Consider the following 14,733-nt stretch of genomic DNA (forward strand, 5'->3'; position numbering starts at 1 on the left):
TCCCTTACATCTCAATCTTAATAGGCTGCTGAGCGGCATGGGGATGATCCGCACCGGCATACACTTTCACGTTGGAAAAAAGTTTGTTTCCAAGGGTTCCTTTCGGAAGCATCCCCTTGATAGCTTTTTCCATGGGTGCAGTGGGTTTTCTGGCAACCAACTTTTCGTAGTTTTCAGACTTCAGTCCGCCAAGGTAACCAGAATGGCGATAATACATCTTGTCTGATCTTTTCTTCCCTGACATGGAGGCGTCACTGGCATTTACAACGATGACATAATCTCCAACTTCCTGATGAGGAGTATAGAGAGCCTTGGTTTTTCCTCTCAAAATGTCAGCGGCTTTTACAGCAACACGACCAAGAGGCTGTCCAGCTGCATCGATGATGAACCATTTGCGCTCAATTTCCTGGGGTTTAACAAATATTGTTTTCATTTCTTTTCTCTGCCTTACTTTAAAGGGTCTTTTATATAGTCGTAACGGGTTCGTTAGTTTCACACAATCTCATAAACTTGTCAATACAGAATTTGATACAATAAAAGAGTTTAGCGAATTCGGCTCTAAAGCCGGTTTTATGGGGGTAGAAGCCCAATTCCCTGATACGGCAGTGATGGATGTGAAAAGTCTCCCCCGGTTAATACTGCCTGTTCCTATAAAGATAAAATGCAAGACCAACAGCATAAAGGACATAGGGTAAAAGCTGAAGGATTCCGAACCAGAGGGGAAGATTTCCCCGGGAAGAGAAAAATGTCAAAATCCCCACATCCATAAGGATTTCGATGAGCAGGGTAACAAAGGAGACTAAGATACCCGAGATGATGAAAAGCCAGGATTCTTCCCTGGTGCGGGACCAAACCCAGATAGCCAGAAAAGAAGCAAAAAATACGACGACTGCCCGCCCTATAAGCAGCTCTGTATCCGTCATGAAAGGCCTCCAAAGAATTGTTTTACCAGACTGACATCTCCGCTCGTCAGATGCCCCGGTAATATACAGGGCGAATCTAAAGAAGGAGGCAGGAGGATTCCTGCACTTAATGCTTTTGAAAACAATATTTTATAATTATCGGCATTTCCTGTGTAGAGACAATAGGGCCCTTTTTGTTTCCAGGGCGCTCCTTCTAAAAGGTCTAATTCGCCCACAGGAGCCGCAGTTTCCAGACAATTCTTCAACACCCAGACACATCGGGCCAACCCACCTGCTACGACAGGAGAGGGTAAGTCTCCCTGAGGGAGAGAATCATCCCTGGAAGCGATGACTCGACCATAGGCCAGTCCAGGCAGAGGAATCAACATCTCGACATTTATGGCGTCATGCGGCCATTGAAGTCCCGGTCGCCAGAGGGTACAGAGTCCCGGTTTACGATCCGCTTTGCTGTAAAGAGGATCGGCCGCTTCTGGAAGTCCTCCTCCCAGTACTGAGCTATAGTACCGTATATGAGAAAACTCAGAACTTCCGGGTAAGATCATAAGCAGGGCCTTCAAGGCCTTATACAGCTTCCCTTCTTCCGAGCCGGGATAGGGAGCATAGACCCCACGGCTTAAAATATTTTTCAGCTGTAAGGACAGACCATCGGGACGGTGTCCAAGCCAGGCCCGGCCACCCTCCTGATAGAGGTCCAGATAGCGTTTTCCCGAAGTATCATAGAGATGAAAGTCTCGGGCTCTTCGAATAGCCGGCATGAGACGTAACAGTTCCTGTTCTTTCAATTCAATTACCATTTCCTTGTTAAAAAAATATCTTGTTGTCTGAAAAAACTAGGAGCCGAGCTTTTCCAGCTGATACCCTGAAAACTCAGGAAGGAAGGTCATGGAATGCCCTGTCTCAAAGGCAACCTGTATCACGAGATGGCCACCGTTTTGGACATTACGGATCACCTCGCCCGTACCGTAGTCTTCATGATAGATTCTTGTCCCGGGGGGATACTCCGATTCAAAACCAAGGTTTCCATGCCCCGCAGACAAAGAAGGCGCCGCTCCCTGTATATCGACATGCTCATCGGGGAGTTCATTCAAAAACCGGCTGGGCGAAGCCTGTTCGGTCCGCCCATAGAGCATACGCCTCCTGCAGGACGTGAGAAAAAGCTCCTTGCGCGCCCGTGTGATGCTGACATAAAACAGGCGCCGTTCTTCTTCAATCTCTTGTTCATCATCGTATTCGGCCCCTCTGGGAAACAAACCTTCCTCCAGACCGCTAATAAAGACACGGTCAAACTCTAGACCTTTTGTATTATGCATGGTGATGAGAGTGACCCTGTTTGTATCGGTCTCTTCCTCTTCCAAAGAAGCCTGATCCAGCTCTATCAATTCTAAAAATTCAGCCAGGCCTTCACTGTTGGACGGATAATCCGTAGCCGCTGTCACGAGTTCTTCCAGGTTCTTGACCCGTTGGGTATTTTCAACCTTATCCTGCTGCTTGTAATGATCCAGAAGGCCAGACTCGTGTATGAGTTCCTTAAGAAACTGCCCCAGGTTTTCCTGCAGAGGCATCAATTCTTTCATCTTGTCCAAAAGATCGATTAGAGAGGCCACACCTTTGCCCGCCTTTCCCTTCACCTTACCCACGGATTCTTTCAGGGCTTCTTCCAGATTCTGAGAAAGCAGAAAGTCCCCTTCTCCTTTGAGAATTTTCCTCAAAGAAACGGCGCCGATGCCACGGGAAGGCTTGTTAATGATCCGTCTAAAGGCCACTTCATCGGCGGGATTGCTCAAGAAGCTGAGATAGGCCAGGGAATCCTTTACTTCTTCACGGCTGTAGAAACTCAAGGTTCCCACAAGCCGGTAATTGATGTTGTATTTCCGCAGGATCTGTTCAAAGACTCGAGACTGGGCATTGGTACGATACAAGATGGCCGAATTGGACCAGTTGCCGTCGGCCAGTTGACGGGCACAGAACTCGGCTTCCTCATTCTGGTTATCCAGATAGGCGAGGCAAGGTTTAAGCCCCTCCTCCTGACGGGTCCAGAGATTCTTTCCAAGCCGCCCCTCATTATGGGCCACCACATGGGAAGCAACGGCCAAAATATGCCCGGTAGAACGATAGTTCTCTTCCAGCTTTATGACTTTTGTACCTGGAAACTGATCTTGAAAACCGAGGATATTCTCAACTTCAGCCCCTCTGAATCGGTAGATGGACTGATCGTCATCTCCCACAACACAGAGCCAGGTTCCCGGAGAGACAAGCTGCTGAAGCAGCTGAAACTGAGCCCGGTTGGAGTCCTGATATTCATCCACAAGGATCACCCGAAACCTCTGCTGCAGTCGTCCCCGAATTTCCGGATTCTCGGCCAGAAGAAGGCGGGACAGGTATATGAGGTCACCAAAATCGGCATTGCCGATACTCCTCAAGCGCTCTTCATACTCCTTGTAATACCTTGGGAAATCCAGATCCGCCGAAATATGCCCCAAGTCATCATCGGGAGAGAGACACTCATCCTTGGCTCGTGAGATATTTTTGGCTATGAGGCGGAGTTCGTTCCGGGGGAGATCTTCAAACAGGGTTTTCAAAAGCCCTAAAGTGTCGTCATCGTCATAGATTGTGAAACTGCTCTTCAGTCCTAAGGGGGCTCCATTCCGGCGAAGGAGCCAAGCACCAAAAGAGTGGAAAGTCCTGATCATGGCACCTTCGGCTCCGGGAACCAGAGACTCAACACGTTCTCTCATTTCAGCCGCAGCCTTGTTGGTAAATGTAACGGCCAGTATAGACCAGGGAGAAAATCCGAGTTTTTCGACAAGGTAGGCTATGCGGGTGGTGACCACCCGGGTTTTCCCCGAGCCGGCACCGGCCAGTATCAGAAGAGGCTCCTTTTCATGTATGACGGCTTTCTTCTGCTCATCATTGAGTGAAGTGAGCCACTCCGGTTCTCTCATGACCCGTTCTCCGGCAAATCGGCCAGTACGGCTTCCAGGTCAACACCGTTACGCTTGATGATCCTTGCCCGAACAACATTACCGGCGTCCAAGCCCTGTGCCCGCAGAACAACCAGGCCATCCACTTCGGGAGCCTGAAAATGTGAACGGCTTAGGTAGAGAGATTCACCTTCTACTTTTTCTTCGACTATGAGAGTGAGCTCTTGGCCCACAAAACGGTCCATCTGTTCTTCTGTGATGATTTGCTGTAGATCTTCAAGCTCACTCTTCTGACGGCTAGATTTACCTGCAGACAATTTTGTCGCCAGAGATCCTCTGTAGTTATATGCCTCGGTTCCCTCTTCTCGGGAATAGAGAAAAAAGCCGACCCAGTCCAGACGGGCTTCTTCCATAAAGCGTTTTAACTCTGCGAAAGACTCTTTTGATTCTCCGGGAAAACCGGTCATGATGGAAGAACGGATCACACCTTGGGGAAATTCGCTTCTCAAGGTATTGATCAAGTTTAGATAGCTCTCCCTGTCGCCCTTACGCCCCATCTTCGCGAGGACTCTCTTATCCCCATGCTGAAAGGGGATATCAAAATAGGGAAGAATCCGCGGATCAGACTTCATAATGGGCAGTATTTCCATGGGAAAATGATCCGGGTGGATATACAAAAGACGGAGCCAAAAATTCCCTCTCATCGAAGAGATGGCCTCCAAGAGGTCCTTCAACTGCCGTTTTCCCTTATCCAGACCATAATTGGCCAGGTCTTGAGCCACAAGATTGATCTCAAAGATCCCCTTGTTCAGAAGGTCTTTGATTTCCTCCAGGACATCTTCCATATCCCGGCTCTGAAGGTCTCCCTTAATCAGAGGAATGGCACAAAACTTACATCTGTTATTACAGCCTTCCGAGATTTTAACAAAGGCAGAACCCTTGAAATTAAAGAAGTCTTCCCGCTTTGGACCGCTCAAATCGGCTTCGGGCATATAGACCGGTTTGTCACCCGATAAGACTCCCTGAACCATGCCGGCAATCTTAGCCGGAGCTCTGTTGCCGAAAACACCATCCAGTTCCGGAATCATTTTGAGAAGTTCATCATTGTATCTCTGGGCAAAACAACCGGCCGCCAGAACCTTACGGTCTGGAAAAGCCTTTCTGTAATCAAAGATGGTCTGTATGGATTCTTCTTTGGCGGATTGAATAAACCCGCATGTATTGACAATTAACAACTCAGCCCTGTCCGGACTGTCGCAATACTCCCACCCGGCAGCCTTGAGGGCTGCAATGATGGTTTCTGCATCAACCTGATTTTTAGAACAACCTAAATTCTCTACATAAAAGGTTTTACTGGACAGGGAAGAGGACGAGGTCGTATTTTCCATCATCATTCTTCACCCACTGTATAAATTTAACCGATACTTCTCCGGTTTTACCGGGAACCACGCTTATTCCGGAAATTTTAATAGACACATCTCCACCTGAGGATAATCCGAAGAGAAGGGAATCACTGACATCCAGACGAATCAAATCACCATCGCGGTAAAACTTCTCAACAACCTCTCCGTTATCTGCCTGATAACGGAACAAGCAATATCCGTTAAAAAGAACGTTCAGGGTAAAGTCTTCGGGAGCGGTTCTACCTCCGAGAAGAATTGTCTCGTTCCCGTCTACCACTGGAAGCGTTATTGGAGCCAGGGGCGCAGGATCGGAATGAACAACGGTGACATCTGTGCGTTCAACAAGCAGAACCGCCTCATTCTCATCGATCGATCTCAGACGGAATCCTATGACAGGAATACCATCACCGCCGGGCAGAATCTTTTCATCTCCCACAGACAAAAGGAGCTGACTCCCTCCATCAATAGGTTGAATTGACAATTGATTATTGGCAACAGTGACGACCATATGAAGTTCCCCTCTTTCATGGGAGATAAGGATTTCATCACCGCTGAGAAGAGTCCATTGGGCCTCACTCTCATCCAGCCGATACTGAACAGACTCTCTTGGGGGGAGCTCCGATTCCTGTTCGGACCTCTGAGCAAGGACAGCCTGTAAGGAGAACCATCCGCCCATAACCAAGGCGGCCAGGACGATGATAATCACAATGAATCGCACAGGAATAGTCTTCCTTCGATTCTGACCTACCAGCTCTTCTAAGGGAGCCGGCTCTTCACTGATCTTATAGTTTTTATATAAAGAAACCATTTTCTCGCTTTCGAGACCGAGGTATTCAGCATAATTGCGTAGGAATCCGAGAAGATAGGTCTCAGCAGGAAAAACATCGAATTCCTCGTCTTCCAGAGCAGAGATGTATTCCCGGGAAATATTTGTGTCCTGGGCCACTTGCTTTGTAGTAGCCCCTTTCATTTCCCTAGCTTCTTTGAGTGTATCACCAATGGATTTCATATAGCCTCAATTTTCCGGTTCAAAGAGAAAGTTTTCGATTGAATTCCCTTCTGGCGGACTCTTGTAATCAAATCGGGCATCAGGAATACCCTTATTTGTTTCCAGATTTGTAAAATCAAATGTGATCCTGTCCAATGTAGTCGTTACACCTTCAATTCTGCGAATCAGGTTATCCTGACCGACAGCAATATGAAGTTCCCGGAACCCTTCGCTGGTTGACCGCCAATTGAGTTTTAGCTTGATGACCATTTCTTCTGAGCCTTCTTCCAGAGGAACGGCTTGAGGACCGGAGACATAACCGATGCTGTAATTTTTCTTCATCAGCTCCAGCCCCTGGGAATTGGCCATTCCTGCCAGGGTGGATTGTGAGTGCGACTTTAGTGGCTGCACAAAAGAAACTCTGTATTCTGGTAGATAGAGCTCCAGGCTTTCGTTGTTGACATTTAGAACCTGTCCGGCCGGATCAGAGAAATCGAGTCTCATCATGTTGGGATTTTTATAAGAAATCCGTGCAACCTGCTCAACATCTCCACGGGTAATCACAAGATCCCCCTCATAATCACGGATGCTTCCATAGTAATTGGATATTCTGTCAAAATATTTTTCAGCCGTTTCCTGGGCAGAAACGGAGAAGATTCCTGCAAGAAGCAGAAACAGTGCTGCTAATAGTCTATTCATATAGTGTAATATACCCTGATTTCACGGGGAACTGTCAAGGTAAGAAGAATGATCTGGGTATGGCTGGAGCTAAACATTTATATTATGATAGGCGAATATCATCGGGGAGTAATAAACAGTGGATAAAATACAAATATTAGATCTTGGGGGCTCAATTGTTGCACCGGAGGTCATCGATACAAAGTTCCTTCAAGAAATGAGGGATTTCCTCCAAGCCTGGCTGGAAGAAGACAAGGAAAGAAAACTCATTCTGATCATTGGGGGCGGTGCTCCCGCCCGGAAATATCAGGCGGCCTATAAAGGAACCGAAGCAGATCCAGCAACGGAAGAACTGGACTGGATTGGCATCATGGCAACCCGGCTAAATGCTCAGCTGATGAAAGCGGTCATGGGTCCTTTATGCCTGGATGATGTTGTAACAGATCCAACCAAGGTTAAATCAATGAAAGGACGTGTACTTGTAGCCGCCGGTTGGAAACCAGGGTTTTCCACAGATTACGATGCTGTTCTACTGGCTGAGAATTTCAAAGCCCCCACCATCCTTAATCTTTCAAATATCAAAAAAGTGTATTCAGCAGACCCGAATCTTGACTCATCCGCTGTCCCATTAGACAGCCTGAGCTGGGAAGAGTATCAGAGAATGTGCGGGCATACCTGGACTCCCGGAAAGAATACCCCCTTTGATCCCATTGCAACCCAAAAAGCCCGGGACCTCGGACTAAAGGTGATTGCCGCCGATGGCAGAGACCTCGCGAACCTGAAGAATATTTTTTACGGGCATGAGTATACCGGAACTCTCATCGGACCGGAATAAGACTGAAAGCCGGTCTTAGACGAACCCTTCTTTCCAGTGCCACAGCGGACTGGAAAGATCGGAGGCAAACGGATTGGTTCTGTTAAAATCGGGAAGCCAGTCACTCCCGGTGACCCAATCCTGTATAAATCCATCATCCAGATCATACTCATAGAGCATTTCGACCACCTGATCGTACTCAGAAGCACTGAGATAACGGTTTGGATGAGCCTGCGGATATTCCGGTGTAATAACGGGAGTATACTGACTCATAATAGACAGCAAGGCCCGTCCCTTCATATTTTTTGAAAACCACCTCAAAACATCCCTTGTAGAGTCAAGCTCTCCCGGCAAAACAAGATGGCGCAGAAGAAGTCCCTGCTTCATAACACCCCGATCGTCGAGTAAGAGGGGCTTGCTTTCTGCCATCTCAAGGAGCAATGGGGTGACAATTGCCGGGTACTTACCATAGTGGTAGTACTCTTTTGCCACTCTCCTATCCAGGGTTTTTAAGTCCGGAAGAAAGATATCGATAAGGGGAAGGATACCCTTCATGGCCTGTTTCATCTCCTGGCCTGAAGAGTTCCAGACCAAAGGGAATCCTTCATCCTTTACAAGAGGGAGAACCTCTTCCAGGGTCGGTATAAACTGAGAAGGGGTTACCAGATTCAGATTTTCTGCCCCCCTGTCCCTCAAGGCTTGCACGATTTTCAAAAATTCCTGATTATCGATCTCCTGCCCCATGCCCTGACGGCTTATCTGATAATTCTGACAAAATGGGCAACCCAGGGTACAGCCTGTAAAGAAAACCGTCCCACTGCCCCCACTGCCTGTGACGGGAGGCTCCTCACCAAAATGAAGACCTGCCCAGGCCAGTTTTAACTGATCAGAAGATTGACAGTATCCCAGAACGGAATGCCTGTCGACAAAGCAGTTCCTGCCGCAGAGGGAACAGGGACTATAGCCTTCTTTTATCCTTTTCATCCCCCTATTTGATAGGACAAAGCCCTTCTTAGTCAACTAAAAAGGGATTCTATCGGGAAGATCAGGTGGTTTGCCGTTCTACAAGAACAGGTGTCATGGTGACTTCACCAGGATATTCTGCAGGCAGAACCGAATCCCGGCTCTGAATCAGGTGATCCACAACGGTCTTTGCTTTGGCGGGTATAAACTGTTTCATCGTTGTCAGATTCAAAGATGAGGCCATCCGGATGTCATCGAATCCCATAATAGCGATGTCCTCAGGGATTCTAATTTTGTGTTCCCGACAATATTCCAGACCACCGATGGCCATGGTATCACTTGTATAAAACAGCACATCCAGATCATGATCCTTTAGTATTCTTTCCGTACTGGAAGCACCACCTGCGGCGGTCATACTGCTGTATTCCCGGGGGATAGATGCCGATGGCAGACCATGACCTTCCATCGATTTTAAAAACCCGGTGATCCGATCACTCTGGACAGGATTGTTTTCATCATGCCACAGAATGAGTCCAGGCCGCCTGTACCCTCTGTTCCAGAGGTACTCTGCCGCATCAGAACCACCCAGAAAATTGTTGTTTAAAACCGAAAAGAAAAAGGAACAGCGGGAATGGACTGCCGCACAATGGATGTGTTTTTCTTTCAGGAAGTGAAAGGATCTCTCATCTACATCCATATTGATAAACACAGCCATATTGACCATATCCGTCCAGGAACTGTCCCGGCTGAGCTGAACCGAAAGAGAGTGTTCATTCCGGCTGTTGATTAAAAGAGGATAGACTCCATGAGGCGCAAGCTCCTGCTCCAGCGCGACAATCAAATCCATGGAAAACTCTGTATTGATCTGTGGAGTGATGATCCCCAGGACGGCCCGTTCCCCTCCCCGGTTCTCCCTGTAACCCGGCTGATACTCTAATTCTCTCATTGCTTGATACACGGCATCTCTCGTCTCGGAATGAACCTGATCCGGTTCATTCACCACCCGGCTGACAGTACTGATACTGACACCGGAAAGGCGGGCAATGTCTTTCAATCCGACTCTTTTCATGTGTTTAGATTACCCAGAGCTGGACAAACTGTCAATTTAACATTCCAATTTTTCATCTATATTTTCATAGTTTTTCAATAATAATATTATAATTCATGAAATTATTATTGATTTCTTCCATTTTCAGATCTAATATGGAGCTCATAAGCAGGATTTAGCTTAGAAAAACCATAAAATAAGGAACCAAACGTCATGACAAAAAAGATTGTTCTTGTCGGTGCCGGCAGCGCACAATTCGGCCTGGGAACCCTGGGAGATATATTCAACAGTCCCATCCTGACAGGCTCTGAAATAACCCTGTTGGACATCAATGAAAAAGCCCTGAAAACTGTGGAAGAAAAAGCCCGGACCTTCCTTGCCGGGAAGAAGCTGGATTTTAAGATAAACAGCACAACAGACAGAAAAATGGCATTCCAAGCTGCCGATTTTATAATTATTTCCATTGAAGTAGGCGACAGGTTCCGTCTCTGGGAAGAAGACTGGAAAGTCCCGCTGCAGTATGGAGTGAATCAGGTTTACGGGGAAAATGGCGGTGCCGGAGGCGTTTTTCATGCTCTGAGGATAATCCCTCCCATCCTTGAGATCTGCCGGGATGCCATGGAGATCAGTCCTGAATCTCATATATTTTGCTATTCAAACCCCATGACAGCCATTACCACCACGGTACACAGAGCCTTTCCGGGGATCAAATTTACGGGACTCTGCCACGAAATAGCCTCCCTGGAACGCTACCTGCCCTCCCTATTGAATAAGTCCTTTGATCAGATGGATCTGACTTCTGGAGGACTCAATCACTTTAGCTGCCTCCTCAAGGCTAAAGACAAAAAAACCGGACAGGACCTCTATCCCGAAATAAGGGAAAAGGCTCCTCAGTTTTTTGCCTGTGAACCCGGCTACAGCGACTTTTGGGATTATTACAACAAGACAGGTAAACTGATAAAAACAGAAGGGACCAGGGAACGGTCCGACCTTGGCTTGAGTAAGAGTGCCTACTTTTGGGCAGACAGGAAGCTTTTCAAATTCATCCTGGAAACCTATGGATTACTCCCCATTACAGGAGACAGCCACTTTGGAGAATACCTCAGCTGGGCCTGGGAAGTGGCCGACCACAGAGGCATTATCGACTTCTTCGATTATTACAAAAAGCTGCTGAGTGAAGAAGGTGAACCTGAAATAAAATTGGAAACGACAGAGCGGATTGTCCCCATCATGGAAGGCATATGCGGGGGAAAAGAATACCTTGAATCTGCTGTGAATGTGCCGAATAATGGCCTGATAAAGGATCTTCCCGATTGGATTGCCGTCGAAGTTCCCGGAACCATTGGAGCCTCCGGTGTGAAGGGCATATCTCCGGGAGAACTCCCCAAGGGATTCGCAGCACTGCTTAGAAATTACACAGGGACCTATGACCTGACGGCAGAAGCTGTCCTGACTGGAAAAAAAGACTATGTAGTTCAGGCCCTCCTGGCCAACCCGGTCATCAACAAGGCCCGGCCTTTGAAAGATCTCACAGAAAGAATGATCGCACAACAGAACAAGTGGCTGGGCTATCTGAAATAAATCATCATCTGTTCATGTCATGGACCTCTCCGGGCAAAAGGAGAGGCCCCTGGAATTATGAGTCTTTTGAAACTAGGGCGTTCCAGAGCTTTACAGCGTAGTAGATGGGCTGATGATCATCGGCATTCAAGCCAAAATCAGCATCTATTTTCTCCAGATAATCCTGAACCCCTTTTCGGGTCTGATGGAGATGATCTGTGATTTTATTAAACACATCACCGGCGTTCTCCTCCCCCTGGGCCGATGACTTTTCTGTCTCGTTGCGTTTCTCCCTCTGTTCCATAACCTGTGCCATTTTTGACTTTGAATCTTCCAGGCTGAATTGGGGTCTGTTGTCCTGCAGCTCTCCCGACTTTTTTATAAACTTCATCTGCCCGGAGTCCTTATAGCCAAAATTCAGGGCCGGGATATCAAGAGGTATCAGCGGCACAGGATCTCGGGCATGTTCCAGCCTCCAGACGCAGCGGTCTTTGAAGAGATCGACAAACTCCTGATCCCCAACACGGGGAGAACCAAAGAGATATAAACCAGTGGCACGGGGTAATCTTGCAAAGCAGAGCGAAGCCAGGGCCCCACCGAGGCTATGGCCGCAAATCCACATCGACCGCCGGGGATGATCATCCAGAAAATGTTCAAGGAATGAACAAAGTCCATCGTCCCCTTCCCAGACCTCTTCCAGTCCCAGAAGGAATCCCTTATGCACCTTGCCTCCCTGATCAAAGGAGACGGGGACAGCATTAAGATCTGTCAGGATTTCATGCAGGGCCGAACTGCTTTTGAGCTCTGTTCCCCTGAAGGAGACAATGCTATCCCGCTCATTCCAGGCAATCATAACCTCGGTGCCTTTTCCCTGAAAGAATTTGAATCCATCATAACCGGCAAGCTGGTAGGCCATCCGGGCAAATCCGGGATGACAATAGGCCAGAAATGCCGCTTCGGCAAACCACCAGGCGTTCACTACCGAAAAATTCTCCTGTTCCGATTCCAGGGGAAAGGAAGTGGCATCTTCAAAATAACGGTAGTTCATATCGGGAGGGATGATGGCATAGGTTTTGGCATCGGGTATTTTTTTTGGTTTCATTTCAGCTTGAAGCACCTTCTTCAGCATAGGGATATCTGAGTTTCAGAGATTTCATGAATTCATCCATATCCTCAAGTCTGCGCACTTCAAGGATTTCCCTGCAAATCTGGAGAGTTTCTTCATGGGTAAATTGAAGGAGCCTTTTCTTGACATTTTCTACCTGGGAGGGAGAAACACTGAGCTTGCGGATACCCATACCAACCAGTACGGGAATCAGCTGGGGATCAGAAGCAATATCACCGCAGACCGAAATATCCCGGCCCTCATCAACGGCTTCTTTGATGATAGAAGACAAGAGTCTCAAAACCGTGGGATGATGGCTTCTGTAAAGATGACTCAAATTTTCATTGGTCCTGTCCACGGCCAGGAGGTACATGATCAGGTCATTGGATCCGATAGATAAAAAATCGGTCACACCCGCCAACTCCCGGACAGACATGGCCGCCGAAGGCAGTTCGATCATGGCTCCGATTTTGGGGTGGGCATTAAAGGGTTCTCCCCTGGCCTCCAACTGACGGATGCAGAGCTCTACCTCCTGTCTTGCCTGAAGGATTTCCTCTACCCCGGAGACCATGGGAAGCATGATTCCCAGATCTGCTCCGTATCCGGCTCTGAGCATGGCCCGGATCTGGTCACGGAACATTTCAAGATTCGCCAATGAAAAACGGATGCCCCGGACCCCTAGAAAGGGATTGCTTTCGGATTCACTCCGTCCCTGGAGAAGCTTATCACCACCGATATCTGCAGTTCTGAGGATGATGGGTTTACCATTCTGGATTCCTACAATAGAACGATACAGGCGGAATTGCTGCTCTTCGGACAAAAAGTCATTCTTAAGGATAAAGGGGAATTCACTCCTGTAGAGCCCGATCCCCTCGGCTCCCTCACGCAGAGCATCTTCGGCATCCTTTAGGATATTGATATTGGCATGAACCGACACAGAGAGACCGTCCGACAGATGGCCTTTGAGTATATATGACCCGGGAATCTGTTTTTTTAACCTGTGTTTTTCAGAGACATTCTTCCTGGTTTTCTCATCGGGACGGACATAGAGTTTTCCGTTGGTAGCATCCAGGAGAAGGGGCAAGCCCTCGGGAATTTCCAAAAGAGAAATATCATCGCTTATGAGAAGTGGAACCGAGAGAGACCGGGCCAGAATAGCAATATGAGCGGTGACACCGGCTCCCCGCAGGACAACCCCGGCCACCCCTTCTACGGCCAGACGAAAAAGATCTGAAGGGAAAATGTGCCTGGACAGGACAACCTGATCGTTATAATTGAATCCTTCTCTCTCAGGCTGGGCCATATTTGAAAGGATACGGTATCCTAGGTCTCTCACATCCTGGGCTTTCTCGGCCAGTCGGGCTTCCTTCATGGAGGAAAACCTGTCGGCATAGGACGCGATGACCTTCAAGACTGCCTTTGAGGCAGAAAAACCCTCAGAAATCTCATGCCTCATCTTGCCTAGAAAGCTCTTATCTTTGAGCATGTACATCTGGGCAGTAAAAATCATGGAGACCAGCTCGGTATCACCGAAGGAGGTACTCTTTTGGATCCTTTTCAATTGATCTTGGGAGTGAAGCAAAGCCGTTTCAAAAACCTGCAGTTCCTGTTCCGGATCTCCGCTCTCCTGAATCATCTCTGCGACAGAATCCATATCAGACCATATGGGAAGAGCGACCCCTTCAGCCAAACCTTCCGAGGCTTTCAACCCCAGTATGACTCTGGAGTCGGGAACACGAACAAAGGAGGGTTCCATATGAGAATGGACCATAAAGGCTGTAGCTTCGGACAGCATGTCTCCCAAAAGTGAAGCAGCCCGGCGTAAATCAGCCTTGTTTACACCGTCAAAGACTTCCGACCCGGGACCGGACATGATAAGGGCTCCGATTTTGTCGGGTCCTCTTACAACGGGAACCATGATTCTGGAGATGGTAAGGTTCTGATCATCCGGATCGGGAAAATGAAGGATATGAAGGATATCTTCTTTAAAAGCCCGACCGACCTCCGAATCATCCAGGGAGAAGCGGCGGGGTATCTTTTTAGAACTACAGCGCTTTGTATCCCAAAACTCCCCTTTGTCATAGCCGACTCTGAAAACGAGTTCGGAGGAAGCCTCATCAAAGATAAAGATGGACCCAGTAGCCGCACCGGCTTCGGCCATTAAGAGAGAAACGGCTTCCTTAAGGAACCCATCCATTTCCCCATCTGATTCAAACAAGGAAGCCTTATTGCTTATGCTTTTCAGCGATTTTGTAAAATTCTGCACTTCTATAATATAATAATCACAGAGAACAGGTTCAAATTCCATTTGAGTTTTTATCCAGTCCCGG

The 14,733-nt window shown here is 47.9% G+C and carries 13 protein-coding genes; 2 read left to right on the plus strand and 11 right to left on the minus strand.

Annotated features, from left to right (window positions below):
- Positions 1-4: 4 nt before the first annotated feature.
- From rplM to EXM22_RS10855, 7 genes are all read right to left on the minus strand, one after another.
- Positions 5-433: a 50S ribosomal protein L13 gene (gene rplM, locus EXM22_RS10825; RefSeq protein ID WP_149486534.1), complete on the minus strand. Its 429-nt coding sequence runs from the start codon at positions 431-433 to the stop codon at positions 5-7.
- 199 nt (positions 434-632) lie between these two features.
- Positions 633-923: a hypothetical protein gene (locus EXM22_RS10830; RefSeq protein ID WP_149486535.1), complete on the minus strand. Its 291-nt coding sequence runs from the start codon at positions 921-923 to the stop codon at positions 633-635.
- Positions 920-1,717, minus strand: a complete 798-nt coding sequence (locus tag EXM22_RS10835; RefSeq protein WP_149486536.1) for a hypothetical protein — start codon at positions 1,715-1,717, stop codon at positions 920-922. Before EXM22_RS10835 ends, EXM22_RS10830 begins: the two co-directional genes overlap by 4 nt.
- A gap of 36 nt (positions 1,718-1,753) precedes the next feature.
- Positions 1,754-3,865 carry an ATP-dependent helicase gene (locus EXM22_RS10840; RefSeq protein WP_149486537.1) on the minus strand — a complete coding sequence of 704 codons (2,112 nt, stop codon included), beginning with the start codon at positions 3,863-3,865 and terminating at the stop codon, positions 1,754-1,756.
- Positions 3,862-5,238, minus strand: coding sequence for a 30S ribosomal protein S12 methylthiotransferase RimO (gene rimO, locus EXM22_RS10845; protein ID WP_246157009.1), 1,377 nt, complete (start codon positions 5,236-5,238; stop codon positions 3,862-3,864). The genes EXM22_RS10840 and rimO overlap by 4 nt, the downstream gene beginning before the upstream one ends.
- On the minus strand, positions 5,195-6,256 hold the full coding sequence (locus EXM22_RS10850; protein ID WP_149486538.1) for a helix-turn-helix domain-containing protein: 1,062 nt from the start codon (positions 6,254-6,256) through the stop codon (positions 5,195-5,197). Before EXM22_RS10850 ends, rimO begins: the two co-directional genes overlap by 44 nt.
- Before the next feature lie 6 nt (positions 6,257-6,262).
- Positions 6,263-6,934: a LolA family protein gene (locus EXM22_RS10855; RefSeq protein WP_149486539.1), complete on the minus strand. Its 672-nt coding sequence runs from the start codon at positions 6,932-6,934 to the stop codon at positions 6,263-6,265.
- Positions 6,935-7,052: 118 nt separating this feature from the next.
- Between EXM22_RS10855 and pyrH the strand changes: the two genes are divergently transcribed.
- Positions 7,053-7,748 (plus strand): UMP kinase, encoded by a 696-nt coding sequence (pyrH, locus tag EXM22_RS10860; RefSeq protein WP_149486540.1) that lies wholly within the window; start codon positions 7,053-7,055, stop codon positions 7,746-7,748.
- A gap of 15 nt (positions 7,749-7,763) precedes the next feature.
- Here pyrH and EXM22_RS10865 read toward each other — a convergent pair whose 3' ends face one another.
- Together EXM22_RS10865 and EXM22_RS10870 are read right to left on the minus strand one after the other, a co-directional pair.
- On the minus strand, positions 7,764-8,711 hold the full coding sequence (locus EXM22_RS10865; RefSeq protein WP_149486541.1) for a radical SAM protein: 948 nt from the start codon (positions 8,709-8,711) through the stop codon (positions 7,764-7,766).
- A 61-nt stretch (positions 8,712-8,772) separates the two neighbouring features.
- Positions 8,773-9,759 carry a LacI family DNA-binding transcriptional regulator gene (locus EXM22_RS10870; protein ID WP_149486542.1) on the minus strand — a complete coding sequence of 329 codons (987 nt, stop codon included), beginning with the start codon at positions 9,757-9,759 and terminating at the stop codon, positions 8,773-8,775.
- Positions 9,760-9,951: 192 nt separating this feature from the next.
- Between EXM22_RS10870 and EXM22_RS10875 the strand changes: the two genes are divergently transcribed.
- Complete coding sequence (locus tag EXM22_RS10875) at positions 9,952-11,319, plus strand: family 4 glycosyl hydrolase (protein WP_149486543.1); 1,368 nt, start codon at positions 9,952-9,954, stop codon at positions 11,317-11,319.
- 55 nt (positions 11,320-11,374) lie between these two features.
- Here the strand turns inward: EXM22_RS10875 and EXM22_RS10880 are convergent, their stop codons facing one another.
- Together EXM22_RS10880 and ptsP are read right to left on the minus strand one after the other, a co-directional pair.
- Positions 11,375-12,400: a lipase family protein gene (locus tag EXM22_RS10880; protein WP_168203461.1), complete on the minus strand. Its 1,026-nt coding sequence runs from the start codon at positions 12,398-12,400 to the stop codon at positions 11,375-11,377.
- A 1-nt stretch (position 12,401) separates the two neighbouring features.
- Positions 12,402-14,711, minus strand: coding sequence for a phosphoenolpyruvate--protein phosphotransferase (gene ptsP, locus EXM22_RS10885; protein ID WP_149486545.1), 2,310 nt, complete (start codon positions 14,709-14,711; stop codon positions 12,402-12,404).
- Between the last annotated feature and the right edge of the window lie 22 nt (positions 14,712-14,733).

The sequence above is a fragment of the Oceanispirochaeta crateris genome (assembly GCF_008329965.1).
In the GTDB taxonomy this organism is placed as follows: Bacteria; Spirochaetota; Spirochaetia; order DSM-2461; family DSM-2461; genus Oceanispirochaeta; species Oceanispirochaeta crateris.

Bases quoted from the DNA above. Each gene is read 5' to 3' on its own strand.
- rplM (WP_149486534.1), bottom strand. From the start codon at position 433: ATGAAAACAATATTTGTTAAACCCCAGGAAATTGAGCGCAAATGGTTC.
- EXM22_RS10830 (WP_149486535.1), bottom strand. From the start codon at position 923: ATGACGGATACAGAGCTGCTTATAGGGCGGGCAGTCGTCGTATTTTTT.
- EXM22_RS10835 (WP_149486536.1), bottom strand. From the start codon at position 1,717: ATGGTAATTGAATTGAAAGAACAGGAACTGTTACGTCTCATGCCGGCT.
- EXM22_RS10840 (WP_149486537.1), bottom strand. From the start codon at position 3,865: ATGAGAGAACCGGAGTGGCTCACTTCACTCAATGATGAGCAGAAGAAA.
- rimO (WP_246157009.1), bottom strand. From the start codon at position 5,238: ATGATGATGGAAAATACGACCTCGTCCTCTTCCCTGTCCAGTAAAACC.
- EXM22_RS10850 (WP_149486538.1), bottom strand. From the start codon at position 6,256: ATGAAATCCATTGGTGATACACTCAAAGAAGCTAGGGAAATGAAAGGG.
- EXM22_RS10855 (WP_149486539.1), bottom strand. From the start codon at position 6,934: ATGAATAGACTATTAGCAGCACTGTTTCTGCTTCTTGCAGGAATCTTC.
- EXM22_RS10865 (WP_149486541.1), bottom strand. From the start codon at position 8,711: ATGAAAAGGATAAAAGAAGGCTATAGTCCCTGTTCCCTCTGCGGCAGG.
- EXM22_RS10870 (WP_149486542.1), bottom strand. From the start codon at position 9,759: ATGAAAAGAGTCGGATTGAAAGACATTGCCCGCCTTTCCGGTGTCAGT.
- EXM22_RS10875 (WP_149486543.1), top strand. From the start codon at position 9,952: ATGACAAAAAAGATTGTTCTTGTCGGTGCCGGCAGCGCACAATTCGGC.
- EXM22_RS10880 (WP_168203461.1), bottom strand. From the start codon at position 12,400: ATGAAACCAAAAAAAATACCCGATGCCAAAACCTATGCCATCATCCCT.
- ptsP (WP_149486545.1), bottom strand. From the start codon at position 14,711: ATGGAATTTGAACCTGTTCTCTGTGATTATTATATTATAGAAGTGCAG.